Origin of the sequence: Amycolatopsis sp. NPDC051716, assembly GCF_040681595.1 — a bacterium.
Taxonomy (GTDB): Bacteria; Actinomycetota; Actinomycetes; order Mycobacteriales; family Pseudonocardiaceae; genus Amycolatopsis.
The window spans coordinates 38,850-60,885 of record NZ_JBFAZA010000037.1 but is presented as its reverse complement, the minus strand read 5'-3'; the positions used below and the strand labels follow the sequence as shown (position 1 = coordinate 60,885).

General features: G+C 71.7%; 25 protein-coding genes. 7 read left to right on the top strand and 18 right to left on the bottom strand.

Annotation, left to right across the window (positions count from 1 at the left end; translation table 11 throughout):
• Window positions 1-35: 35 nt before the first annotated feature.
• The gene (locus tag AB0M30_RS37710) at window positions 36-1,010 is read right to left on the bottom strand and encodes a bile acid:sodium symporter family protein (protein ID WP_364594311.1); all 975 of its coding nucleotides are present in this window, start codon (window positions 1,008-1,010) and stop codon (window positions 36-38) included.
• 96 nt (window positions 1,011-1,106) lie between these two features.
• Between AB0M30_RS37710 and AB0M30_RS37705 the strand changes: the two genes are divergently transcribed.
• A complete protein-coding gene (locus AB0M30_RS37705; protein ID WP_364594308.1) occupies window positions 1,107-1,940 on the top strand; it encodes a LysR substrate-binding domain-containing protein in 834 nt (277 codons plus the stop codon).
• Here the strand turns inward: AB0M30_RS37705 and shbA are convergent.
• A complete protein-coding gene (shbA, locus tag AB0M30_RS37700) occupies window positions 1,937-2,509 on the bottom strand; it encodes an RNA polymerase sigma factor ShbA (RefSeq protein ID WP_364594475.1) in 573 nt (190 codons plus the stop codon). The two genes, AB0M30_RS37705 and shbA, sit on opposite strands and share 4 nt — an antisense overlap.
• A gap of 170 nt (window positions 2,510-2,679) precedes the next feature.
• The gene (locus tag AB0M30_RS37695; RefSeq protein ID WP_364594306.1) at window positions 2,680-3,168 is read right to left on the bottom strand and encodes a sigma-70 family RNA polymerase sigma factor; all 489 of its coding nucleotides are present in this window, start codon (window positions 3,166-3,168) and stop codon (window positions 2,680-2,682) included.
• A gap of 535 nt (window positions 3,169-3,703) precedes the next feature.
• Between AB0M30_RS37695 and AB0M30_RS37690 the strand changes: the two genes are divergently transcribed.
• On the top strand, window positions 3,704-3,967 hold the full coding sequence (locus AB0M30_RS37690) for a WhiB family transcriptional regulator (protein ID WP_285993589.1): 264 nt from the start codon (window positions 3,704-3,706) through the stop codon (window positions 3,965-3,967).
• Window positions 3,968-4,103: 136 nt separating this feature from the next.
• Here AB0M30_RS37690 and AB0M30_RS37685 read toward each other — a convergent pair whose 3' ends face one another.
• Window positions 4,104-5,141, bottom strand: coding sequence for a sigma-70 family RNA polymerase sigma factor (locus AB0M30_RS37685; protein WP_364594302.1), 1,038 nt, complete (start codon window positions 5,139-5,141; stop codon window positions 4,104-4,106).
• Window positions 5,142-5,180: 39 nt separating this feature from the next.
• Here AB0M30_RS37685 and AB0M30_RS37680 point away from each other — a divergent pair, with 39 nt between their 5' ends.
• Together AB0M30_RS37680 and AB0M30_RS37675 are read left to right on the top strand one after the other, a co-directional pair.
• Window positions 5,181-5,924 carry an SDR family NAD(P)-dependent oxidoreductase gene (locus AB0M30_RS37680; RefSeq protein ID WP_364594300.1) on the top strand — a complete coding sequence of 248 codons (744 nt, stop codon included), beginning with the start codon at window positions 5,181-5,183 and terminating at the stop codon, window positions 5,922-5,924.
• Window positions 5,925-6,131: 207 nt separating this feature from the next.
• Window positions 6,132-7,343 carry an LCP family protein gene (locus AB0M30_RS37675; protein WP_364594298.1) on the top strand — a complete coding sequence of 404 codons (1,212 nt, stop codon included), beginning with the start codon at window positions 6,132-6,134 and terminating at the stop codon, window positions 7,341-7,343.
• A 4-nt stretch (window positions 7,344-7,347) separates the two neighbouring features.
• Here AB0M30_RS37675 and AB0M30_RS37670 read toward each other — a convergent pair whose 3' ends face one another.
• The 12 genes from AB0M30_RS37670 to AB0M30_RS37615 all read right to left on the bottom strand — a co-directional run bounded on the left by AB0M30_RS37670 (window position 7,348) and on the right by AB0M30_RS37615 (window position 18,450).
• Complete coding sequence (locus tag AB0M30_RS37670) at window positions 7,348-8,544, bottom strand: acyl-CoA dehydrogenase family protein (RefSeq protein ID WP_364594295.1); 1,197 nt, start codon at window positions 8,542-8,544, stop codon at window positions 7,348-7,350.
• A gap of 1 nt (window position 8,545) precedes the next feature.
• Window positions 8,546-9,463, bottom strand: coding sequence for a 3-hydroxyacyl-CoA dehydrogenase NAD-binding domain-containing protein (locus tag AB0M30_RS37665; protein ID WP_364594292.1), 918 nt, complete (start codon window positions 9,461-9,463; stop codon window positions 8,546-8,548).
• A complete protein-coding gene (locus AB0M30_RS37660) occupies window positions 9,460-10,206 on the bottom strand; it encodes an acetoacetate decarboxylase (RefSeq protein WP_364594290.1) in 747 nt (248 codons plus the stop codon). The genes AB0M30_RS37665 and AB0M30_RS37660 overlap by 4 nt, the downstream gene beginning before the upstream one ends.
• A gap of 2 nt (window positions 10,207-10,208) precedes the next feature.
• On the bottom strand, window positions 10,209-10,958 hold the full coding sequence (locus AB0M30_RS37655) for a crotonase/enoyl-CoA hydratase family protein (RefSeq protein ID WP_364594287.1): 750 nt from the start codon (window positions 10,956-10,958) through the stop codon (window positions 10,209-10,211).
• A 12-nt stretch (window positions 10,959-10,970) separates the two neighbouring features.
• Window positions 10,971-12,116, bottom strand: a complete 1,146-nt coding sequence (locus tag AB0M30_RS37650) for a CoA transferase (protein ID WP_364594284.1) — start codon at window positions 12,114-12,116, stop codon at window positions 10,971-10,973.
• Between the two features lie 118 nt (window positions 12,117-12,234).
• The gene (locus AB0M30_RS37645) at window positions 12,235-13,140 is read right to left on the bottom strand and encodes a LysR family transcriptional regulator (RefSeq protein ID WP_364594281.1); all 906 of its coding nucleotides are present in this window, start codon (window positions 13,138-13,140) and stop codon (window positions 12,235-12,237) included.
• Between the two features lie 219 nt (window positions 13,141-13,359).
• Window positions 13,360-14,748 (bottom strand): HAMP domain-containing sensor histidine kinase, encoded by a 1,389-nt coding sequence (locus tag AB0M30_RS37640; protein WP_364594279.1) that lies wholly within the window; start codon window positions 14,746-14,748, stop codon window positions 13,360-13,362.
• A complete protein-coding gene (locus tag AB0M30_RS37635; protein WP_103335039.1) occupies window positions 14,745-15,431 on the bottom strand; it encodes a response regulator transcription factor in 687 nt (228 codons plus the stop codon). The genes AB0M30_RS37640 and AB0M30_RS37635 overlap by 4 nt, the downstream gene beginning before the upstream one ends.
• A 45-nt stretch (window positions 15,432-15,476) precedes the next feature.
• On the bottom strand, window positions 15,477-15,689 hold the full coding sequence (locus AB0M30_RS37630; RefSeq protein ID WP_364594276.1) for a hypothetical protein: 213 nt from the start codon (window positions 15,687-15,689) through the stop codon (window positions 15,477-15,479).
• Window positions 15,686-16,090 (bottom strand): hypothetical protein, encoded by a 405-nt coding sequence (locus tag AB0M30_RS37625; protein WP_364594273.1) that lies wholly within the window; start codon window positions 16,088-16,090, stop codon window positions 15,686-15,688. Before AB0M30_RS37625 ends, AB0M30_RS37630 begins: the two co-directional genes overlap by 4 nt.
• A gap of 80 nt (window positions 16,091-16,170) precedes the next feature.
• Window positions 16,171-17,907, bottom strand: a complete 1,737-nt coding sequence (locus AB0M30_RS37620) for a CocE/NonD family hydrolase (RefSeq protein ID WP_364594270.1) — start codon at window positions 17,905-17,907, stop codon at window positions 16,171-16,173.
• Window positions 17,908-17,919: 12 nt separating this feature from the next.
• Complete coding sequence (locus AB0M30_RS37615) at window positions 17,920-18,450, bottom strand: TetR/AcrR family transcriptional regulator (protein WP_360184559.1); 531 nt, start codon at window positions 18,448-18,450, stop codon at window positions 17,920-17,922.
• 23 nt (window positions 18,451-18,473) lie between these two features.
• On the opposite strand from AB0M30_RS37615, the gene AB0M30_RS37610 reads away from it, so the two are divergent.
• From AB0M30_RS37610 to AB0M30_RS37600, 3 genes are all read left to right on the top strand, one after another.
• Complete coding sequence (locus AB0M30_RS37610; protein WP_364594267.1) at window positions 18,474-18,896, top strand: SRPBCC family protein; 423 nt, start codon at window positions 18,474-18,476, stop codon at window positions 18,894-18,896.
• Between the two features lie 40 nt (window positions 18,897-18,936).
• On the top strand, window positions 18,937-19,308 hold the full coding sequence (locus AB0M30_RS37605) for a helix-turn-helix domain-containing protein (RefSeq protein WP_360184553.1): 372 nt from the start codon (window positions 18,937-18,939) through the stop codon (window positions 19,306-19,308).
• A gap of 77 nt (window positions 19,309-19,385) precedes the next feature.
• The gene (locus AB0M30_RS37600; protein ID WP_364594263.1) at window positions 19,386-20,093 is read left to right on the top strand and encodes a M50 family metallopeptidase; all 708 of its coding nucleotides are present in this window, start codon (window positions 19,386-19,388) and stop codon (window positions 20,091-20,093) included.
• On the opposite strand, the gene AB0M30_RS37595 is transcribed toward AB0M30_RS37600, so the two are convergent.
• Together AB0M30_RS37595 and AB0M30_RS37590 are read right to left on the bottom strand one after the other, a co-directional pair.
• Window positions 20,090-20,740, bottom strand: coding sequence for a response regulator transcription factor (locus AB0M30_RS37595; RefSeq protein ID WP_360184548.1), 651 nt, complete (start codon window positions 20,738-20,740; stop codon window positions 20,090-20,092). The two genes, AB0M30_RS37600 and AB0M30_RS37595, sit on opposite strands and share 4 nt — an antisense overlap.
• Window positions 20,715-21,950, bottom strand: coding sequence for a histidine kinase (locus AB0M30_RS37590; RefSeq protein ID WP_364594260.1), 1,236 nt, complete (start codon window positions 21,948-21,950; stop codon window positions 20,715-20,717). The genes AB0M30_RS37595 and AB0M30_RS37590 overlap by 26 nt, the downstream gene beginning before the upstream one ends.
• Window positions 21,951-22,036 lie beyond the last annotated feature (86 nt).

Below are 22,036 nucleotides of genomic sequence, written 5' to 3'. Positions count from 1 at the left end.
GCTGTGCTGCTGATCGTCCACAAAGGATTCGCCGGTCAGGCCGGCAGGAGTTCCCGCTCCTGCTCGGCGGCGTACCGGCGGGCCAGGGTGGCGCAGACGATCAGCTGGATCTGGTGGAACAGCATCAGCGGCAGCACGATCAGGCCCACCTGGGCGTGCCCGAACAGCACCGTCGCCATCGGCAGGCCGCTGGCCAGGCTCTTCTTCGACCCGCAGAACACGATCGTGATCCGGTCCGCGCGGGCGAAGCCCAGCAGGCGCGCGCCCAGGCCCGTCGCCGCCAGGACCGCCGCGAGCAGCGCGCAGCACACCACGACCAGCACGAGGAGGTGGCCCAGGTCGAGCCGGTGCCAGATGCCCTCCGTCATGCCGGCGCTGAACGCCGTGTAGACGACCAGAAGGATCGAGCCGCGGTCGACCAGTTTCAGCGGCGCCGCGTGCCGCGTGATCCAGCCGCCGACCCAGCGGCGCGTCAGCTGACCCGCCACGAACGGCGCCAGCAGCTGCAGCACGATCCCGAGCACGGCGGAACCGTCGACGCCCGCGCCGTCGCCGGCCAGCAGCAGGGCCACCAGCAGTGGCGTCAGCACGATGCCGGCCAGGTTGGACAGCGACGCGCTGCAGATCGCCGCCGCGACGTTGCCGCGGGCGATGGACGTGAACGCGATCGAGGACTGCACGGTCGAGGGCAGCACCGCCAGGAACAGCACCCCGGCCGCCAGCTGGGCCGGCAGGATCGACGGCGGCAGGAGGAACAGCGCCAGGCCGAGCAGCGGGAACAGGACGAACGTCGCCGCGAGCACCACCGCGTGCAGCCGCCAGTGCCGCAGCCCGTCGAGGGCTTCCTGCGTCGACAGCCGGGCGCCGTACAGGAAGAACAGCAGGCCGACGGCGATCGTGGTGGCGACGCCGAAGCCGCCGGCCACCGCGCCCGAGGCGGGCAGCAGGGTGGCGACGCCGACGGTGGCGAGGATCGCGAGGACGAACGGGTCGAGGCGTAACCAGGACATGGATCTCCTTCCACGACCATTCTCGGCGACCCGGTGCTCATTCGGAACCCCGATGACCGGACTGACTGTCATCGGGAATCACGATAAGCTCGCCCGGTGCTGGACCCGCGCCTGTGCCGTTCGTTCCTCGCCGTCGCCGAGACGCGCAGCTTCACCGCGGCCGCCCGGCGGCTGGGAGTCGGCCAGCCGACGATCAGCCAGCACGTGCGACGGCTCGAGCGCGACTCCGGCGGCCTGCTGTTCGCCCGCGACACCCACACCGTCGAGCTCACCGCGCGCGGGCAGGCGATGCTCGGGTTCGCGCAGACCGTCGTCGACACCGAAGAGCGCGCGGAGCGGCATTTCCGCGGCGCCGAACTCCGCGGCCGGGTGCGCTTCGGCGTCTCCGAGGACTTCGCGCTGGGCGAGCTACCGGAGATCCTGCACCGGCTGCGCCGCAGCCACCCGCTGGTGGACGTGGAGCTGACCGTCGAGCTGTCGGACGTGCTGACCCAGCGGCTGCGGTCCGGGCAGCTCGACCTGGTGCTGGGCAAACGCCGCCCGGGCGCGCACCACGGCCGGCTGCTCTGGCGGGAGCCGCTGGTCTGGATCGGGTCGGCCGCCACCGTGCTGGAGCCGGGCCAACCGGTGCCGCTGGTGCAGTACCCGATGCCGTCGATCACCCGGCAGCTGGCCGTGGAGTGCCTCGAACGCGCCGGCCTCGAGTGGCGCGCGGCGTGCCAGACGTCGAGCCTCACCGGCCTGCGCGCCGCGGCGGCGGCCGGCCTGGGCGTCACCCTGCACGCGCGCAGCCTGATCCCGGCCGACCTGACCGAGCTCGACGGCCTGCCGGAGCCCGGCGACATCGAGTTCATGCTGCTCGCCCGGGAGTCGATGGAAGGCCCGGCGGCGGCACTGGCCGAGTTCGTCCTGGAGCGCGTCCGGCACTAAGTCTCTTGGCCGGTGAGCAACCGGCGCAGGCGGCCGAGCGCGCGGTGCTGCGCGACCCGCACCGCCCCCGGCGTGGACCCGACCGCCGCGGCCGTCTCTTCGGCCGACAGCCCGACCACCACCCGCAGCACCACGATCTCCCGCTGCTTCGCGGGCAGGATGTCCAGCAGCCGGGCCAGCCGCTCGTTCAGCTCGAACCGCAGCGCCCGCTGCTCGGGCCCGGCCGTCTCGCTGACGCTGTCCGGCACCTCCGGTACCGGGTCGCTGCGGTTGCGGGCCGCGGCGCGGTGGGCGTCGGCCACCTTGTGCTGGGCGATGCCGTAGACGAACGCCAGGAACGGGCGGCCCTGGTCGTGGTACGACGGCAGCGCGGTGAGCACGGCGAGGCAGACCTCCTGGGCGACGTCGTCCGCCGAAGTGAACGAGCGCTCGTGCCGGCCGACGCGCGCGCGGCAGTAGCGGACCACGAGCGGCCGGACGGTGGCGAGCAGGCGTGCGATCGCGGCGTCGTCACCGGCGATCGCGGCGGCGACCGGCTCGTCGTGGCGCCGCCAGTGCGGCGGGAACACCTCGGCGGGCTGCGTCGCGGCGATCTCCCGGACCAGCGCCCGGCTGCGGACGCGCAGCAGGGCTCCCTCCACGTCGAGCCCGGCGCGCAGCGAGTCGTGCAGCGCGGCGTTGGACTCCCGCAGCTGCTCGGTGATCGCCCGATCCCCGTACTCGGTTGCCGGCATTTCGCTCACCTTTTCCTGTCCCGCTGGTCACCGGGCCGAGCGGCCCGGAGTCGCCTGAGGCGTTCCCGCACGTGGCGGAGGGTGGACCGGACCGTCGCGGGGGCGACCCGGAGCGCCTCCGCGATCTGGGACGGCGTGAACCCGTCGAGCGACCACGCCAGCACCATCCGCTGCTTGCCCGGGAGGGCGGCGAGCAGCTCGATGAGCCCCGCGTGCGGTTCGACCAGCCCGGCGAGCTCGTCGTCGTCGTGCGGGTCGCCCGCGAGGGTCCAGTCCGCTCGCGCGTCGCCCGGGGCGTCGATCAGCCGCCCGGCGACCCGGCGCACCCAGGCCCGCGGGTCCTCGACGATCGGCCACGCCTCCAGCGCGTGCAGCATCGCCTCGGCGGCGACGTCGCGGGCCGCCTCGACTTCGAACCCGGCTTTGCAAAGGAACGCCACGAGCGCCGGGAAGTCGGCGCGGAAGAACGCGTCGAACTCGTCGTGACCGCACACGGAAACCCCACCACCCCTCGCCCTCACAAGGACAGGTGCACTGAGGAGCCCGCTACGTGTAACGATCGGATCAAGACTGCTCGGTAGGAGTAATGGACCGCGTTGGCTCGGTGACGGCTCGTGACGAACGGCCGCGGCGGTGGTCGGAGCCTTCCGTGAGCGGTGCCGCCCGGCTCCGCGAACGGCGGGTTCCGGACACGCGGCGGAGATCGTCCCCCGCGACCGCGTTTCGATCACTCCCGACCGGAAACCCGTACCGGACAACGCGGAAGCGGACCGGTGCCGGCCGGCCCGCGACCCCTCGGCGGCCCGCGGACGTCGTCGATCGGGTGACGTGATCGACATCGAGATCCCAGGAAGAAAGGCGTACTCTCATGTGTTGCAGTCTTGGTTGCCCGGAGGGTGAGCCGGGGACCGAAGCCAAAACCCCCTTGACCCAGGCGGATACGCTCGCGCGCCCGCCGCGGTTAAGTCGGTTGACGCGCCCCAACAATGGGAAGCAGTAGAAGAAGCTCAAAGGAGGTGAACGAAGGAAATGGAAGCCACGATGACGGGCTGGGCGGAACTCGCGGCCTGCAAGGACGAGGACCCGGAACTGTTCTTCCCGATCTCCGAGGTCGGCCCCGGCGCCCGGCAGACGGCGCAGGCGAAGGCCGTGTGCGCGCGCTGCCCCGTGCGCGCCGAATGCCTCGGCTACGCGCTCGACAACGGCCTTGACCACGGCGTCTTCGGTGGCATCACCGCGGTCGAACGCCGACGGCTGGTGCGCACCGCGCCCGAGCGGCACCGAGCGGCCTGACGCGCCGCCCGGTGACCTCTTCCCGGCGGCCTCGAGCATAAGCACCGAATCCGGAAGAAAACCATTCCGGCCGCGTGCGCGCCCGGGTGGGTGATTCCCCGCGAATCACCCACCCGGGCTTTTTTGCGCGCAATATCTATGCGTCACTTTGCATCTTTTCCCCGGAGCGGCGGGCACCGTCGCCGGCCGGCCACGTCTCCGGCAGGCCCCACGCCGCCGCTCCGAGCGACTCGAACGCGGCCATCGCCGTGACCACCCCGCCCTCGATCGTGAGGAGCGTGACGCCGAACCACCGATGCTCGCGCTCATCCGGGCGCCGCAGGTAAGTGGCCACCGCGGGCTGGCGGTTGGCGCGCACGGGCAGCATCCGGAACCGCCCGATGCAGTCGGGCGACGCCGGGTCCATCGAGAGCGACAGCGCCCGGATGATCGCGGCGCGACTGCCGAACCACAGCGTGTACGGCGGCATGATCGCCTGCGCGTCTTCGTGCAGCAGCCGGGCGACCGCGGCCGGGTCGCCGGCCTCGTACGCGGCGATGAACCGCTTGAGCAGCGCCGTTTCCTCGGCCGTCGGGTCGCCGGCCGTCCACTCCGCACGCCGCGCGGGCAACCGCTCACGCAACGTCGCGCGAGCCCGCTGGAGCGCGCTGTTCGCCGACGCCACGCTCGTCTCCAGCAGTGCCGCCGTCTCCTTCGCCGACCAGCCGAGCACGTCCCGCAGGATCAGCGTCGCCCGCTGCCGCGGCGGCAGGTACTGGACGGCGGCGAGGTAGGCCAGCTCGATGGTCTCCCGCTCGACCACGGCGGCACCGGGGTCGCCGGGGTTGCCGGGAGCCGCGCCGTCGAGCAGCCGGTCCGGGTACGGCTCGAGCCACGGCAGGTCGGCGGCCGCGATCGGCCCGGCGGGCTCCCCGGCCGGGCCGAGCTGGTCGGGCAGCACCCGCCGCGGACGGCGGGCGAGGACGTCGAGGCACGCGTTCGTCGCGATCCGGTAGAGCCAGGTGCGCACGCTCGCCCGGCCCTCGAACCCGTCGCGGCCCTTCCACGCGCGCAGGAACGTCTCCTGCGCGAGGTCTTCGGCGTCGGCCAGGGAGCCGAGCATCCGGTAGCAGTGCACCTGGATCTCCCGGCGGTGCCGTTCGACGAGCGTCTCGAAATCCGGAGCGTGACCCACCCCGGCACGCTAGCGCACCCGGACTGGGAGAATGCGGCGGTGAGCGGAACGGTGCTGGTACTGGGCGGACGCAGCGAAATCGGGTTGGCCGTGGCGAAACGCCTGGTCAGCGGAGACGCTCGGCGGTTCGTGCTGGCCGCGCGGCCGGGTGGCGATCTGACCGCCGAGGTCGCCGCGCTGCGCGAGGCCGGCGCCGAGACGGTGGAGACGGCCGAGTTCGACGCCGACGACCTCGCCGCGCACGGTCCCTTCCTGGAGAAGGTGGCGGCCGGGCACGGGCCGCTCGAGACCGTCGTGCTCGCCTTCGGCGTCCTCGGCGACCAGGCGCTTGCCGAACGGGACAGCGCCCACGCCGCCGCGATCGTGCACACTGACTACGTCGCCCAGGTCGGCGTGCTGACCCACGCGGCGAACCTGCTGCGCGCACAGGGGCACGGCCGGCTCGTCGTGTTCTCCTCGGTGGCCGGGGTGCGGGTGCGGCGCGCGAACTACGTCTACGGCTCGGCCAAAGCCGGCCTCGACGGCTTCGCGAGCGGCCTCGCCGACGCCTTGCACGGCTCGGGCGTCCACCTCTTGCTCGTCCGCCCCGGCTTCGTCATCGGCCGGATGACCGAAGGCATGACGCCGGCGCCGTTCTCCAGCACCCCGGATCAGGTGGCCGAGGCGACGGTCGCGGCGCTGGCCCGCGGCCGCGGGGTCGTCTGGGTGCCCGGATTGCTCCGTCCGGTCTTCTTCGTGATGCGCCTGCTGCCGCGCGCGATCTGGCGCAAACTGCCGCGGTGACGCGATAGCGTGGGCCACTGTGGCCGGTGCCACAGCACATCGGCGTACGCACACCCCTACCGTGCGTGGCAAAACCGGTCCAGGGCCCGGATCCGGCTCGGCCGATCGGGCAGCGTCACAGCTTTCCGACAACTTTCTCAGCTGATTCCCAGCTAACACGGTGATCCTCGAAGAAGGGGAACACGAGCGGGAAGCAAGGGGAAAGACGTGCTGCTGTCGTCGCGGGGGCGCCGGATCGGCGGCCGGGTCGCGCTCGGCGTCGTCTCGACGGTGGTGCTCGGCGCCACCGGCTACCTGTGGACGCAGCTGAGTTCCCTGGACGCCGGCATCGTCACCGCCGACGTCATCCCGCCCGCGGCGCAGGTCGACACCGACGACACCCCGCCGGGCGAGCCGTTGAAGGTCGCCCAGAACCTCCTGCTCGTCGGGATCGACGCGCGGACCGACACCTACGGCAACCCGTTGCCACAGAACGTGCTCGACGCGCTCCACGCCGGCGGTGGCGACGACGGCGGTGACACCACCGACACGATCATCGTGGTCCACATCCCGGCGGGCGGCGCCGCGGCCACCGCGATCTCGATCCCGCGTGATTCCTATGTGGACATCGCGGGCGGGTACGGCAAGCACAAGATCAACTCGGCCTACAGCCGCGGCAAGAACGCCGCGATGTCCGGGTTGCGCACCCAAGGGCTCTCCGGCGCGCAGCTGGAGGTGGCGGCGAACGAGGCGGGCGCGAGGACGACGATCCAGACCGTGGAGAAGTTCACCGGGCTGACGATCAACCACTACGCGGCGATCAACCTCGCCGGCTTCGACGCGCTGTCGCAGGCCGTCGGCGGTGTCGAGGTCTGCCTCAAGGCGCCGGTGCACGACCGCTACTCCGGCGCGGACTTCGCGGCCGGCCCGCAGACGCTGTCCGGGGCGCAGGCGCTCGCCTTCGTCCGGCAGCGCCACGGGTTGACCAGCGACCTCGACCGGATCGCGCGGCAGCAGGCGTTCCTGTCCGGGATGGCGAAGAAGGTGCTGAGCGCGGGCACGTTCACCGACCCGTCGAAGCTGAACTCGCTCGTCGCCGCGGTGCACGGCTCGGTGGTGCTGGACAAGGACTGGGACATCCTGAGCTTCGCGCAGCAGCTGCGGGGGATGACCTCGGGCGCGATCGCCTTCGCCACCATCCCGGTGCAGAGCCTGTCGCTGGCGACGCCGTCCGACGGTGACGCGGTCAAGGTCGACCCGGCGCAGGTCCAGCAGTTCGTCACCACGGCGATCAGCACCGCGGCGGTCCAGGCCGCCGGTGACGACCCGGGCGGCGACGTGAAGCCGGTGGCCGCCACCGGCACGAAGGCGCCGGCGCCGGGCCCTTCTCCGGACACGGAACAGCCGGCGGCCAGTGCGGCCGCCGGCTGCGTGAGCTAGCCCGTTACACGAACGCGGACTGCCCGGTGATCGCCTTGCCGACGATCAGGGTGTTCATCTCGCGCGTGCCCTCGAAGGAGTAGATCGCCTCGGCGTCGGCGAAGAACCGCGCGACGTCGTAGTCGAGCACGATCCCGTTGCCGCCGAAGATCTCCCGGCTCCAGGCGACGACCTCGCGCATCCGCGAGGTGACGAACGCCTTGGCCAGCGAGGAGTGCTCGTCCTGGAAGATCCCCGCGTCCTGCAGGCGGGCGAGCTGCACCAGCATGCCCCAGGAGGCGGTGATGTTGCCGAGGCTCTTCACGAGCAGGTCCTGCACCAGCTGGAAGCGGGCGATGGGCCGGCCGAACTGGGTGCGCTCCTTGGCGTAGTCCAGCGCGAGCTCGTAGGCGCCGATCATCACGCCCAGCGCCTGCCAGGCCACGCCGCCGCGGGTGGCGCGCAGGATCTCGGCGACGTCGCGGAAGGAGTCGATGCCCTGCAGGCGGTTCTCCTCCGGCACGCGGACGTCGGTCAGGGTGATTTCGGCGTTTTCGACGATCCGGAACGCCGTCTTGCCCTGGATCTTGTCCGCCACGAAGCCCGGCGTGCCCTTCTCGACGACGAACCCCTTGACGTGGTTGTCATCGAGGTCGCGCGCCCACACCACGACGTAGTCGGCGAAGGTCGCGTTGCCGATCCACTTCTTGGCGCCGTTGAGGACCCAGCTGTCGCCGTCCCGCTTGGCGGTGGTGCGCATGCCGCCGGCGACGTCGGAACCGCCGAGCGGTTCGGTCATCGCGAACGCGCCGATCTTGTCCATCGCGGCCATTTCGGGGAGCCAGCGGTCGCGTTGCTCCTGGCTGCCGCCGCTGTAGATCGAGTACATCGCGAGTCCGTTGTGGACACCGAAGAACGTCGCCACCGAAGCGTCCGTGCGGCTCATCTCCATCGCCATCATGCCGGTGAGGAGGTGGCTGACTTCCGGCTTGTGCTCGCCGTAGCCCTCGTAGGGCAGGCCCGCGAGGCCGGAGTCGCGGAAGAGGCCGATCAGCTCCTTCGGGAAGGTGCCGGCCTCCCAGTTCTCGTTCACCAGCGGCTTGACGTCGGTGCGCATGAACTCGCGCGCCTTGACGAGCAGCTTGCGCTCGTCGTCGCCTAGCAGCGTTTCGAAGTTGTAGAAGTCGGCGGTCAGCTGGCCTTCGAGTGCTTCCATGGTCATGTCAGTTCTCCTCCAATGCGGTCAGGACGGCGAGCTGCTTGCGGTCGCGCGTCTCGGCGAGTTCCGAGTACGTGGAGGAGCCGTAAGCCTTTTCGACAGCTTCGATGAGCTGTTCCTGCTCTTCGGGGCTCTGGCTGGGGTTGCCCAGCCCGGCCCACATCTTCTTCATGGACTTGCCGATGTGCCCGGCCATGTGCCGGTAGCCGCCGGGGCCACCGCCGAGGTGCGAGCCGAGGAACGGCCCGACCGTGGCCCAGCGGATACCGAGCGAATTCGTGATCACCTTGTCGAGGTCCTCGGGGGTGACGACACCCTGCTCGACGAGGTAGATCGCCTCGCGGCTCAGCGCGTTCTGCAGCCGGTTGCCGACGAACCCGGGGATCTCCTTGCGCTCCACGACCGGGGTGCGGCCGAGGAAGGTGTAGAAGTCGACGGCCTTCCGCACGGACTCTTCGCTGGTGCGCTCGCCCGGGACGACCTCGACCAGCGGGATCAGGTGCGGCGGGTTGAACGGGTGCCCGATGAGGATCCGGCTCGCGTCGGCCAGGTCGCCGGTGAACGCCGTCGAGGGGATGGCGCTGGACGAACTCAGCAGCAGCGCGTGCTCCGGCGCTTCCTCGACGAGCTGCTTGAACAGGTCCTTCTTGAACTCGGCGTTCTCGGGACCGTTCTCCTGCACGACATCGGCGTCTTTCACGGCCTCGGCCACGTCGGCGGCGATGATGACCCGGTCGGCGAGTCCGGTGACGTCGAGGCCGCGGGCGGCCAGGTGCGGCGTGAACTCCTCGAGCGCTTTCAGGACGGCGTCGGCGAGGTCGGGGCGGGGGTCGGTGACCCGGACGGTCAGGCCGTGGCCGGCGAACAGCGCCGTCCAGGACAGGCCGATGGTGCCGGCACCGATGACTGCGGCGTTCTTCATGCCCGGTCTCCCCTCAGGTAGTCGAAGACCGGCTTGACCGGAGCGAGCGTCAGGTCGGTGCGGATGTGGCTCGCGGAGACGACCTCCAGCACCGGCAGGTCGGCCAGCGGGGCCAGGACGTGCTGGAACAGCTGCAGCCGGGCCGGGGCGGTGTAGGCCTCCTTGACCACGACGTCGGTGATCTCGGTGCGGACCAGCTCCTGGACGCGCGGGGCGCCGTCGTAGCCGGGGATCGTCTTGAGCATGAACGTCGGGACGGTGATCTGGCGTTCGGCCTCGCGGACGTCCAGCTCGTGGTGCTTGTAGCCCATCGTCGCGGTCGCCACCCGCAGCGTCCCGTAGTCCAGCGTGCCGACGAGAACGCCGTTGTCGACATAGAGCTTCGGGCTGCCGGCGGTCTTCGGGTACGCGCTGACCTCGCGCCCGGACGCGGTGGCCGGGAAGTTGTCGAGGTACATCGCGTGCAGGTACTCGCCGCGCTCGCCGTCGAAGCTGACCTCGATCGCCTGGCCGGACTCGGTGTACGGGCCGTAGCCGGAGACGTCGCCCATCTTCATGACTTCGAAGCGCACCAACGGTTCTTCGACCCGCAGCGGCTCCGGGACGACCGCGCGCAGGGCGTCGGCGTCGGTCCGGTAGACGATGTTGAGGTATTCGCGGTCGGTGAACCTCGGGACCACGGGCGCGAACGCCGGGGCGGTCAGCGGGGTCGTCACGTGCCGGCGGACTTCTTCGATCTTCATGGTTATTCGCCTGTCCACTTCGGAGCGCGGCGCTCGGCGAAGGCGGTCATGCCCTCGCGGACGTCGGCGGACTGCATCAGCTTCTTGGTCTCTTCACGCTGCAGGGCAAAGGCTTCCGCCTCCGAGCCGCGCACGATCTTCTTGACGGCGGCGAGCGCGAGGGGCGCGTTTTCGGCCAGCTTCTCGGCGAGGCCGACGGCGACCGCGGCGGCGTCACCGTCCGCGGTCACGCGGTTGACCAGGCCGAGCTCGCCGGCGCGGCGGCCGGTGACGGGCTCGCCGGTGAGCAGGAACTCCATCGCGAGGTGGTGGGGAATCCGCTTCGGCAGCCGGATCACGCCGCCGCCCGCGGCGATCAGGCCGCGCTTGACTTCCGGAAGCCCGAACCGGGCGTTTTCCGCGGCCACGATCAGGTCGCAGCCCAGCGCGAGTTCGAACCCGCCGCCCATGGCGAACCCTTCGACGGCGGCGATCAGCGGCTTGGTCAGCTCGGCTTCGGTCAGGCCGCCGAACCCGCGGCCGGGGATCTCCGGCGACTCGCCCTTGAGGGCGGCCTTGAGGTCCATCCCGGCGCTGAAGGTGTTCTCGGCGCCGGTCAGGACGCCCGCCCGGAGGGTGGGGTCGCTCTCGAGTTCGTCGAGGGCCGCGGCCAGCCCGGCCGCGACGGCGGCGTTGACCGCGTTGCGGGCCTGGGGCCGGTCGATGGTGATCAGCAGGGTGCTGCCGATCCGTTCGGTGCGTACTTCGGTCATGACTTGCTTCTTTCAGAGTTCCGCGAGGACTTCGGCGGTGTCCTGGCCGGCCAGCGGGGCCAGGCGGCGGATCGAGCCGGGCGTCGCGGAGAACTTCACCGGGATGCCGACCGTGCGGATGGTGCCCTCGCTCGGGTGCTCGACGGTGTCGAGCAGGTGGCCGTCGCGGACGTACGGGTCTTCGTGGGCGTTGTCCAGCTCCAGCACCGGGGCCATCGGGATGCTGTGCTTGGCGCACACCTCGGCCCACTCTTCGGTGGTCAGCGCCGGGGCGCACACCGCGATCTGCGCGCTCAGCCACTCGTTGTCTGCCCGGTTGATGGCGTCGTCGTTCACTCGCGGGTCGGCGGCGAGGTCCGGGCGCCCGGCCGCGGCGAAGAAGTCGCGGAAGTTCTGCGGGTTGTAGGGGATGACGCAGGCGAGGCCGTCCTTGGTGCGGACAGCGGCGTGGCCCTTCGTCATCGACAGCGCGAACCCGGTGGGGCCGGTGGCCGGCTCGTAGGTGTGCCCGGCGAGGTGTTCGACGAGGTTGAACGCGATGAGCGTGTCGGTCATCGGGATCTCGATCTGCTGGCCCTGGCCGGTCTTGTCGCGGTGGACGAGCGCGGCGAGCACGCTGTAGGCGATGGTCAGCGACGAAACCTTGTCGCCGATGATCGTCGGCAGGTAAACCGGCTCGCCGAGCGCGCGGTTGGTCACGTCGACCAGGCCGGAGGAGGCCTGCACGGTCTCGTCGTAGGCGGCGTTCCCGGCCCGGTCGGAGTCGCTGCGGAAGCCCTGTGCGTGGGCGTAGACCAGGCGCGGGTTGCGCGCGGCGACGTCGGCGTAGTTCAGGCCGAGGCGGGCCAGCGCGCCGGGGCGCATGTTGGTGATCAGCACGTCGGCCGTGTCGATCAGCTTGAGGGCCTGCTCGCGCTCGGTCTCGTCCTTGAGGTTGAGGGCCACGCTGCGCTTGTTGCGGTTGACGTTGAGGTTCAGCGCCGTCATGCCCGGCGTGGTGCGGTACTCGCCCACCCGCACGGTGTCCGCGGGGGACTCGATCTTGATCACGTCGGCGCCCAGGTCGCCGAGGATCTGCGCCGCGTACGGGCCCATGACCACGGTCGAGAGGTCGATCACGCGCACGCCGTCCAGAGGTCCGGTCGTGATGTCCGTCATCTTGTCGTCCTTTCGCGCCTTGCTGTTTCGCTCTACTTACGAACGTAGGCGCGTCCGGCGGGAAAGGGAATGATCATGATGCGCACAATGGTATGACTCTGGTGGTCATACTATTCTTCTAGCTGCTGAGCGGCTCGGCGAAGATCTCTTTCGCGGCGTCGACGAGCTCGCGCAGGTCGCCGTCGGTGCGGTCGCGCCGCCAGAGCAGGCCGGTGTCCAGCTGGGGGCGGAAATCCGTGAAGGGCAGGACGGTGACGTTGTCGAGCCGGTAGCCGTGCATCGGGCTCTTGGCGTCGAGCATGGAAATGGAAAAGGCTTCACCGCTGGAGATGATTTCCGACGTCCCGCCGTACCCGGTGTTGCTCAATCGGATGCGTTTCTTGACGCCCAGTTCGCTCAATTGGTGGTCCAGCTGCTCGAAATAGGCCGGGACGATTTCCCCTGGTGAGGCGACGTACGGGAATTCGGTCAGCTCGGCCAGGCTGACCGAGTCCCGGCCGGCGAACAGGTCGGCGGGGACGACGGCGCCGAGCCGTTCGGTCATCACGGGCAGCTGTTCCAGCGCGGGATCGGTGACCGGCAGCCGGGCGAGGGTGAGCGCGAGCTTCCCGTCGTGCACGCCCTGCACGAGGTCGGCGGTGGTGCCGGGCCAGCGCTTGAGCTCGTAGCTTTGTTTCACCCGCTCGGCGAGAGCCTTGACCCGGTCCCGCAGATCGGGGTGCACCCCGGCGGGCATACCGAGGAAAACGGTGCTGCGCTGCGGCTTGGTGGCCTCTTCGAGCTTCCACGGAATGGCGCTGACCTGCTCGAGAACGTCCCGCGCGAGCGGCAGCAGCGCGGTCCCGGCCTCGGTGAGCGTGACGTGGTGGGTACTGCGGTCGAACAACTGCTGCCCGAGCTCGTGTTCGAGGTCCTTGATCCGCTGGCTGAGCGGGGACGCGGCCATGTGCAGCTTCCGCGCGGCCGCGGAAAAGTTCAGCTCCTCGGCGACCGCGACGAAGTAGCGCAGGTGCAGCATCTCCATACCCCGACCCTACGGCCCACCCGTGTTGTCCCCCCAATCACACGTGATGCCCCTCCAGTCACGCGTAATGCCCCTCCGATCACGCGAGTTCCGCGTACCGGACCGGCGAACTCGCGTACCTGGAGGGTCGGTCGCGTGTCCGGAAGGGCTTCACTCGTGATTGGAGAGGCATCTCACGTGATCAGAGGGTCATCACTCGTGATTGGAGGGTCGACACGGTCAGGGACGGGGGAGCGGGACCGTGGCTGTGGACGAGGTCAGGGGGAACGTGATCGTGAACGCCGCGCCGCCTTCGGGGGCGGGACCCGCCGACAACGTTCCGCCCATCCGGGTGACCAAGGCGTGGACCAGGGACAGGCCGATGCCGGAGCCGACCGGACGGCGGTCGCGGTAGCGGGCGTTCAGGACGCCTCGCTCGAACGCCACCGGGTAGTCCTCCGGCGCCAGGCCCGGGCCGCCGTCGCGGACCGCCAGCGAAGCCGACGAATCGGACACCGACAGCGAGAACACCATCGGCGCCCCCGAGGGCGTGACGCGCAGGGCGTTCTCCGCCAGCCCGTCGACGACCTGGCGCAACCGCCGCGCGTCCGCCAGCACCGGGACCGGGGAAGGAGGCGCCGAAACCGACAGCCGGACGTCCTCCCGGCTGCACCGCAGCTGCCACACCTCCGCGCAGTCGCGAACCAGCGAAGCCAGGTCCAGCACCGCGATGTCCAGCCGGAACTCGTCCGCGCCCAGGCGGGCCAGCTCCAGCAGGTCCGTGACCAGCCGCTCGAGCCGCACCGCCTCACGCTGGATCGTCTGCCCGGCCCGCACCGCGTCCGGCCCGGTGGCGACGCCGTCCGCGATCGCCTCCGCGAAGCCCGTCACGGCGGTCAGCGGCGTCCGCAGCTCGTGCGACACCGACAGCAGGAACTCCCGCTGCCGCGCCTCGCTGACGGCCAGCGCGTCGGCCAGCGAGTTCAGCGACCCGGCCACCTCGGCCACCTCGCGGGGCCCCTGCACCGGCACCCGCACGTCGCGCCGCCCCGCCCGCAGCGATCCCGCGGCCAGCGCGGCCCGGCGCAGCGGACGGCCCAGCAGCCGGCCCGAGACGAAGCCCGCGACGGCGGCCACCAGCAGCCCGATCCCGAGCGCCAGCAGGATGTTGCGCACCAGCGCCCGTTGCGTCGCCTGGGCGTTGCGCGCGGGCAGGACCAGCGCGAACGCCGCCCCGCGCGCGCCGACCACCCGCGTCTCGACCAGGTACTGCGACCCCGCCACCGTGACGCGCCCCGAGTGGTCCGCCGCCAGCCCGAGCTTCCCGGCGGCCTGGACCGCGACGGCGTCCCCGAGCGCCTGCCCGCCCGCGCGGCGGACCACCACCGAGATGCCCTGGCCGCGCACCACGTCGGCCACCTTGCCGACGCCCAGCCGGTTGCCGATGCCCGTTTCGTCCAATTGCGACGCGACGACGTCGGCCTGCGCGGCCAGCGTCGACTGCAGCACGTTGTCCGCCGTGGTCCGGATCAGCCGGGACGCGACCAGCGCCGCCACGATCACCGCGATGCCCGCGACGGCCAGGCACACCAGCGTGATCCGCCCGGTCAGCGTTCCCCGGTACTTCACGCCGGGTCCGCCGCGTAACCGATGCCCCGCACCGTCCGAATCGGACTCGACGGCCCGAGTTTCGCCCGCAGCTGAGCCACGTGGACGTCCACCGTGCGCGTCCCCGCCGCCGCGGCGTACCCCCAGACGGCACTCAGCAGCTGGTCGCGCGAAAGCACCTGCCCCGGGTGCCGGAGCAGGTGCGTGAGGAGGTCGAACTCCGTGGAAGTCAGGGAAATTTCGGCGTCACCCGCCCACGCCCGCCGGGAAAGCACGTCGACGCGTGCGCCGCCCACGGCGAACGTCTCCGCGGCCGGCGCCACCCCGGAGGCCCGGCGCAGCACCGTCCGGACCCGGGCCGCCAGCTCGCGCGGGCTGAACGGCTTGGTGAGGTAGTCGTCCGCGCCGATCTCCAGGCCCAGCAGGCGGTCGAGCTCGTCGTCGCGGGCGGTGACGAACAGCACCGGCGTCCAGTCCCCGGCCGCGCGCAACGCCTTGCAGATCTCGATGCCGTCCATTCCGGACAGTCCGATGTCGAGCACGATCGCCACCGGCTTGAGGCGCCGGACGGCGTCCAGAGCCCGGCCGCCGTCGGCCTCGACGTGCACACCGAAACCGTCGCGCTTGAGGTAGAGCGCCGCCAGCTCGGCGATCGCGGCCTCGTCCTCGACCACGAGGACGAGGCCGCGTCCCGGTGACCCCATGCCTGCTCCCGTCTCCGCCGTGTTCAGAGGGGAGACGCTAGCCGGTCAGGGCGAGCCATCGCTGTTCATGTCCGACTCGATACCGTTCAGTGTCGACTCGATCCCGCTCAGCTCGCCGGACGGCGACGAAGACGACACCGACGACGGCGCGGGCGCGTCCCCGGAGGGCGAGCCCATCAGGTTGTCGCGGCAGGCCGAGCAGCCGAGCGCGATGACCGCGGCGGCCCCGACCGCTGCCGCGATCCTCGCGCCCCTCACTTGGCCGGCTTGCAGTGCGCGGACGCGAAGGCGTCCAGCTTCTGCTTGGCCGTGTCCAGCTCGCCGATCCGGCCCTGCCGCTTGGTGGCGCGCTGGTCCAGCTGGTCGGCGCGAGCGGTGTGCCCCGCCGCCCGCTGGTCGGCCGCCCGCGCCTTGAGGTTGGCCACCGAGCCCTTGATCTCGGCGCCGCCGTTGATCCGCTTCTTCAGGTTGTCGGCCCGCTTCTGCAGCTTCGGCACCCAGTCCGAGCAGACCTGCTGCGACTCCTGCAGGCTGAGCGTGATCGGCGCGACCGGCGCCGGCGACGTCGTCTGGGCCGACGCCAGCGGCGCCGCCACCAGCAGGCAGGCCGCGCTCGCGCCGCCCGCCAGCGCCAGCCGCGTCCAGGTGGTTCCTCGCATCGTCTCTCCCTCGTGTCCGTTCCGGAGTGCTCCGGGGTACGAGGAGAACTCTGGCGGGGCGGTGTACGGAGGGCGTCCGCCTAGTGTTCGGGCTTTGTAAGGCCGACGGTGACCGACGTCCGCGCGAGGTCGAACGTCACCGTGTCGCCGAGGCGTGGCAGCGCCGGGTCGAACAGCAGCCCGTCGGTGCCGCCGAGGAGCAGCCCGAGCCGGTGCCCCGCCGGGACGACGTGGTCGAGCGCGGTGAGGTCGAACGTCATCGTGTACGCCCGGCCCGGGACGAGCGGTTCCCCGTGCTCCAGCGACGCGTGGTGGCCGAGGTCGGCCCAGCCGGCGGCGACGATCCGGTGGTCGACGGAGACGACGTCGGCCACTGTGTCGAGGAAGCACGCGCTGTCGGCGTCGCTGCTGACGCCCCAGCACGAGCGCGTGGCCAGGTTCTCGACCCCGCTGCCGTAGGTCGCGGTGTTCCGCAGGCCGGCCGGGCCGTAGTCGACGAGCGCGACGCCGAGCCGGGCGGCGGTCTTGTCCGACGACGCGGTGATCGTCACCGACGGCGATCCGGCGATCCGCACCGGCGCGGGCAGGGGAGCACCGGTGAACCGGGTCGTCCAGTCCTCACGGGTGACGGCGGGGTCGTCGACGACGCTCGCCGAGCCCGACCCGTGCCGGGCCAGCGTGCCGTCGGCCGACGGGCGGAAGGTCGCCGGCACCGTGGCGGGCGGCCAGCTCCGGACGTCGGTCCACCGGTCCGGCGCGGTTTCGAGGTGCACGGCGGGCTCGCGCTCGACGCCGTTGCGCAGGCCGAGCAGCCAGCGGTCGAACCAGCGGTGCAGCGTCTCGACCCACTGCGCGCGCTGCAGGTCGAAGGGGTCGGTGTGCCCGGCCTGGCTCAGCCACGCCTTCCGCGGGAGGCCGGCCCGGCCCAGCGCGTCCCAGTAGCGGGCGAACTGGTTCGGCGCCACGACCCAGTCCCCGAAACCCTGTGCGGTCAGCACGCTCGCCTGCCCGGCCCGCGGGACGTAGTTCACGCTCTGCCAGTAGGCGTTGTAGTCGCCGTTCGTGCCCGCCCGCGCTTTGAGCTCCGCCTCGAACGGCTTGCACAGCTCGGCGGCCCGCTCGTTGTAGGTGAAGGTCGACCCGGTGTTCTCCGGCGTGGCCAGGGGAGCGCCGTTCGCGATGACCTGGGCGTAGTTGTCCGCGACGCCTTCGATCGGCACGATCGTCTTCAGTCCGGCGACGCCCGAAGCGGCCATCCCGATCGCGGTGGCGCCGTCCTGCGACTTGCCGATCGCGCCGACGTCCCCGGTGGCCCAGTCCGCGCGCACCGGACGCCCGCCCTCGGGGGCGTCGAAGGCCTTCGCCCGGCCGCCCAGCCAGTTCACGACCGCGTTGCCGGACCCCACGTCGTCGAAGCACCCGGACGAGCGGTTCGTCCCGCCGACGTCGGCCAGCACGACGGCGTAGCCACGCGGCACGAAGTAGTTGTCGTAGAACAGCGGGAACTGCTGCGGCGTGCCGTCCGGCGCGTACGTCTTCTTCTGCTGTTCGTTGCCGCGGCCGCAGCACGCGTAGTACGGGCTGACGTCGAGGATCACCGGGACGCGCGCCGGCGCGTCGGGCCGGATGACGTCGGCGGCGACGCGGTCGGGCTTCCCGTCGCGATCGTGGTCGGTGCCGGTCTCCACCCACGCCGTCTGGCGGATCGCGTCGGCGTAGGAATAGACCGGCCGGCTTTCCGGTGGTGCGGCGGAAGCCGCGGGCGCGAGCCCCGCCGTCGTGAGCAGTGCGGCCAAGAACCCCGGTAGCAGTCGCATCGAGCCAGAACATCACGGTTTTTCGTACATCGCCAGGAACTTCTCCATGGCGGCGTCGACGGCTTCGCGGTCGCCGGTCGTGACGAGGTCGAGCAGCAGGCCGCGGGCGACGGCGAGCCCGAGGCGGGCGTGGGCGGGCCGGTCGGCCGCCGGGACACCGAGCTGGGCGAGCCGGGCTTCGATGGGGCCGAGCCAGTTTTCGATCACCCCGTCGAGGAACTCGGCCGTGCCCGGGGTGCCGCCGAGTGCCTGGCCGTAGAGCTGGAAGAACAGCTTTTCGTTGGCGCGCAGGTCGTCGTCGGTGAGCCGGCGCCAGAACTCCGCCGGGTCGAGGCCGGCGAGCGCGGCGCGCTGCCGGGCCTCGACCTCCCGCGCCACCGCCGTCAGCAGGCCTTCCTTCGAGCCGAAGTGGTAGATCAGCATGCGGTGGCTGGTGCCGAGGTCCGCGGCCAGTGCCCGCAGGCTCCGGCCGGCCCCGCCGTGGTGCGCGATGTGGTCGATCGCCGCGTCGAGCAGCTTGGCGCGCGGGCTTGCGTCGATCATGTACCAGATGGTACACGTACCAAATGGTACAACGCATTTCGGTCCACGCCCGGACGGCTGCTCCGGCCGACGCCGTCTACGCCCTGCTGCGAGACGGCCGGAGCTGGCCGGCGTGGTCGCCGCTGGGGTCGTTCGAGCTGGTCCGCGCGGGGGAGGGCGAGCCGGAAGGGCTCGGCGCGGTCCGGCTGTTCAAGACGAACGGGGTCCGCTCGTACGAAAAGATCGTCGCGCTCGAGCCCGGCCGCCGGTTCGGCTACGCGCTGGAGCACGGCCTGCCGCTGCGGGACTACGTGGCCTACGTCGACCTCTCGCCCCGCGACGGCGGCACCGACATCCACTGGCACTCGACGTTCACGCCGAAGATCCCCGGCACGGGCTGGTTCTACCGGTGGTTCCTCGGTTCCTTCATCAAGCGGGTGGCCGCCGGGCTGGCCGCCACCGCCTGATCGGCGTGTTACTCTCCCGGGGAGAGTGAGGAGGCGTGCCGTGGAGCCCGATCCGTACGACCGCAACTGCCCGACCCGCCAGCTGCTCGACCGCATCGGCGACCAGTGGACGGTGCTGATCGTCGGCGCCCTTTCCGCCGGCCCGCTGCGGTTCACCGAGATCGGCCGCCGGGTGGACGGGATCTCCCAGAAGGTGCTGACGCAGACCCTGCGCAGCCTGGTCCGCGACGGCATCCTCACCCGCACGGCGTACCCGACGATCCCGCCGAAGGTCGAGTACGAGCTGACCGCGCTGGGGCGCAACCTGTCCGAGCCGCTGGACGTGCTCGACCGCTGGGCCCGGCGGCACATGTCGTCGGTCCAGGAGGCCCGGGACGCCTATGACGCGGAGCACACGCCCGCGTCCGCGTAGTCACCTCGGCTGGACAGCTCCTGGACAATCCGTAGCGTTCCGGGTTCCGCCGTCCCGTCCGCAGGGACACTGTCGCGGTGCTCAACGAGACCGTGCCCACACCGGGCTGGGGAGTCGTTGCGGTCGCCGCGTTGTTCGCCTTCGCGGTGTCGCTGACCTCGGTCGTCACGCCGCCCAGTGGGCGGCGGAGTCTCCTGCGCAACGCCAACGTCCTGGGCACCCTGTTCCACGAAGGCGGCCACGCGCTGGTGATCCTGCTGACCGGCGGTGACGTCGCCCGCGTCGCCATCACCAGCGCCGGCTCCGGCCACGTCGAAGGCAAGCACGACTCGGGGCTCGGCGCCGTGCTGGCCGGGGCGGCCGGGTACGCGATGCCGCCGCTGGCCGGGCTGGGCGCGGCCGTCCTGCTGCACCGCGGGCACGTCCAGGCCGTGCTCGTCCTGACCCTCGCCGCGCTGGCGTTCCTGCTGCTGTTCGCCCGGGACCTGCTCACCGTCGTCCTGATCGTCTTGGTGGGGGCGGTCGTGTATTCGGCCCTGAGCTACGCCCCGGGCTGGCTGCGCACCGGCATCGCGTACACCGAAGCCTGGCTGCTGCTGACCAGTGAGCTCGACGGCGTGCGGATCCTGGCCGTCAACCGCAAGCAAAACGGGTACAAGTCCCAGAAGGACGACGCCGCCGCACTGGCCAAGCGCACCAAGATGCCCTCGCCCCTGTGGATCGGCGGGTGGTTCCTGCTCAACGGCTGGGCGATCTGGCACGCCGCGCCGCTGCTGTTTCGTTAGCGGGCCACCAGCCCGGCCTCGTGGGCCAGCAGCCCGGCCTGGGTCCGGTTCGCGCAGTCCAGCTTCACGAGCATCCGCGAGACGTAGCTCTTCACCGTCGCCTCGGCCAGGTGCAGCCTCGCCGCGATGTCCGCATTGGACAGTCCGGAACCGAGGCAGGCCAAGACGTCCCGCTCCCGTTCCGTCAGCACCGCCGTCCGCCGACGGGCGTCTTCCCCGCGTTCGCGGCTGTCCGACGACAACGCCACCAGGCGGCGCGCGGCCGACGGCGAAAGCACCGTGTGGCCGTCCGCCGCCACCCGGACCAGGCCGATCAGGTCCTCCGGGGGCGTCGACTTCACCAGGAAGCCGGCCGCACCCGCGCGCAGCGCCCGGATCACGTAGGTGTCGGCGTCGAACGTCGTCAGGGCGACCACCGCCGGCGGGTCGGGCAGCGCCGTGATGCGCGCGATCGCCGTCAGCCCGTCCACGCCCGGCATCCGCAGGTCCATCAGCACCACGCGCGGCCGGTGCCGGACCACGGCCTCGACGGCTTCGGCGCCGTCGGCGGCCTGGGCGACCACTTCGATGTCGGCCGCCGAACCCAGGATCGTGCGCAGGTGCGCGCAGACCATCGGCTCGTCATCGACCACGAGCACCGGGATCACAGTGCGTGCCTTCCGCCGTCGGGACGTAGGCGGGCAGTATCGCACCGACCCGGAACCCGCCGCCGGGTCGCGGGCCCGCGTCGAAGCGCCCGCCGACCAGTTCGACGCGCTGCCGCAGCCCGGCCAGCCCCGCGCCGGAACCACTGCCCGCCAGCGCCGGGTCCGGCGGGTGCGCCGCCGCCGTGCTGGCCACCGAGACGTCGAGGCCGCCCGGGTGGTAGCGCAGGGACACCGTCACCGACGCGCCCGGCGCGTGCTTGCGCACGTTCGTCAGCGCCTCCTGCACGAGCCGGTACGCGGTGCGCGCGACGGTCGGCGACACCTGCGCCGGATCGCCGTCCACCACGAGGTCCGTCGCCACCCCGACCGACCGGGACTCCTCGACCAGCCGCGCCGGATCGCCGGGCTCCTCCGGGCTGAGCGTCCGCGGCCCGGTCTCGGCGCCGTTGCGCAGGACGCCGACGAGGTCGCGCAGCTCGTCCAGCGCCAGCGCGCCTTCGCGGCGGATGTCCTCGGCCGCCGTCCGCGCGGCCGGGTCGGCCGACGTCACGCCGAGCGCGCCGGCGTGCAGCACCATCAGGCTGAGCCGGTGCGTGACGACGTCGTGCATCTCGCCCGCGAGCCGCCGCCGTTCCGCCGCCCGGGCCTGCTCGGCGAGCAGGTGCTGCTCGCGCTCGGCGCGTTCCGCCCGGTCGCGCAGCGACTGCAGCAGCTGCCGGCGGGCTTCGAAGTACAGCGAGGCCAGCGCCGGCAGCGCGGTGTTGAGCAGGCCGAACGACGTCGTCGCCCAGTTCGGCGTCCACGGCCGCGCGGCCAGCACGGCCAGGATGCCGGCCACCCACAGCACGGTCCGCTTGTCCAGCACCCGGGCCGCTTGGGACAGGATCACCGGGGTGATCGTCGGCACCGTCGTCAGGGCGAGCGGGTGGAGCGGCACGAGCAGGCCGGGCGCGAAGGTGTCGGCCGCGAGCATCGCGAACGCCGCCGCGGTGACGAACGCGCAGACCGGGCCGGGGAACCGGAACAGCAGCACCAGCGAGAGGTCGCAGGCGAGCTGCAGGACCAGCCCGGCCGCCGGGCCCCATGCGCCGGTCGTCCGGTCGCCGAGGACGTGGAAGAGGACGTTCATCCAGGCGAACGCGAGGGCCGCGAAGATCAGCCAGCAGGCGTCGGAGCGGCTCGGCCAGAGCGGCCGCCGGGCGGTGGTCACGCGGTCACGGTAACGGCTGTCCCGGGCCGTCGCCCCGGATGCGCAACCAAAGTTGCGGCCCGCCCGGGGAGGCGGCAACGTTCGTC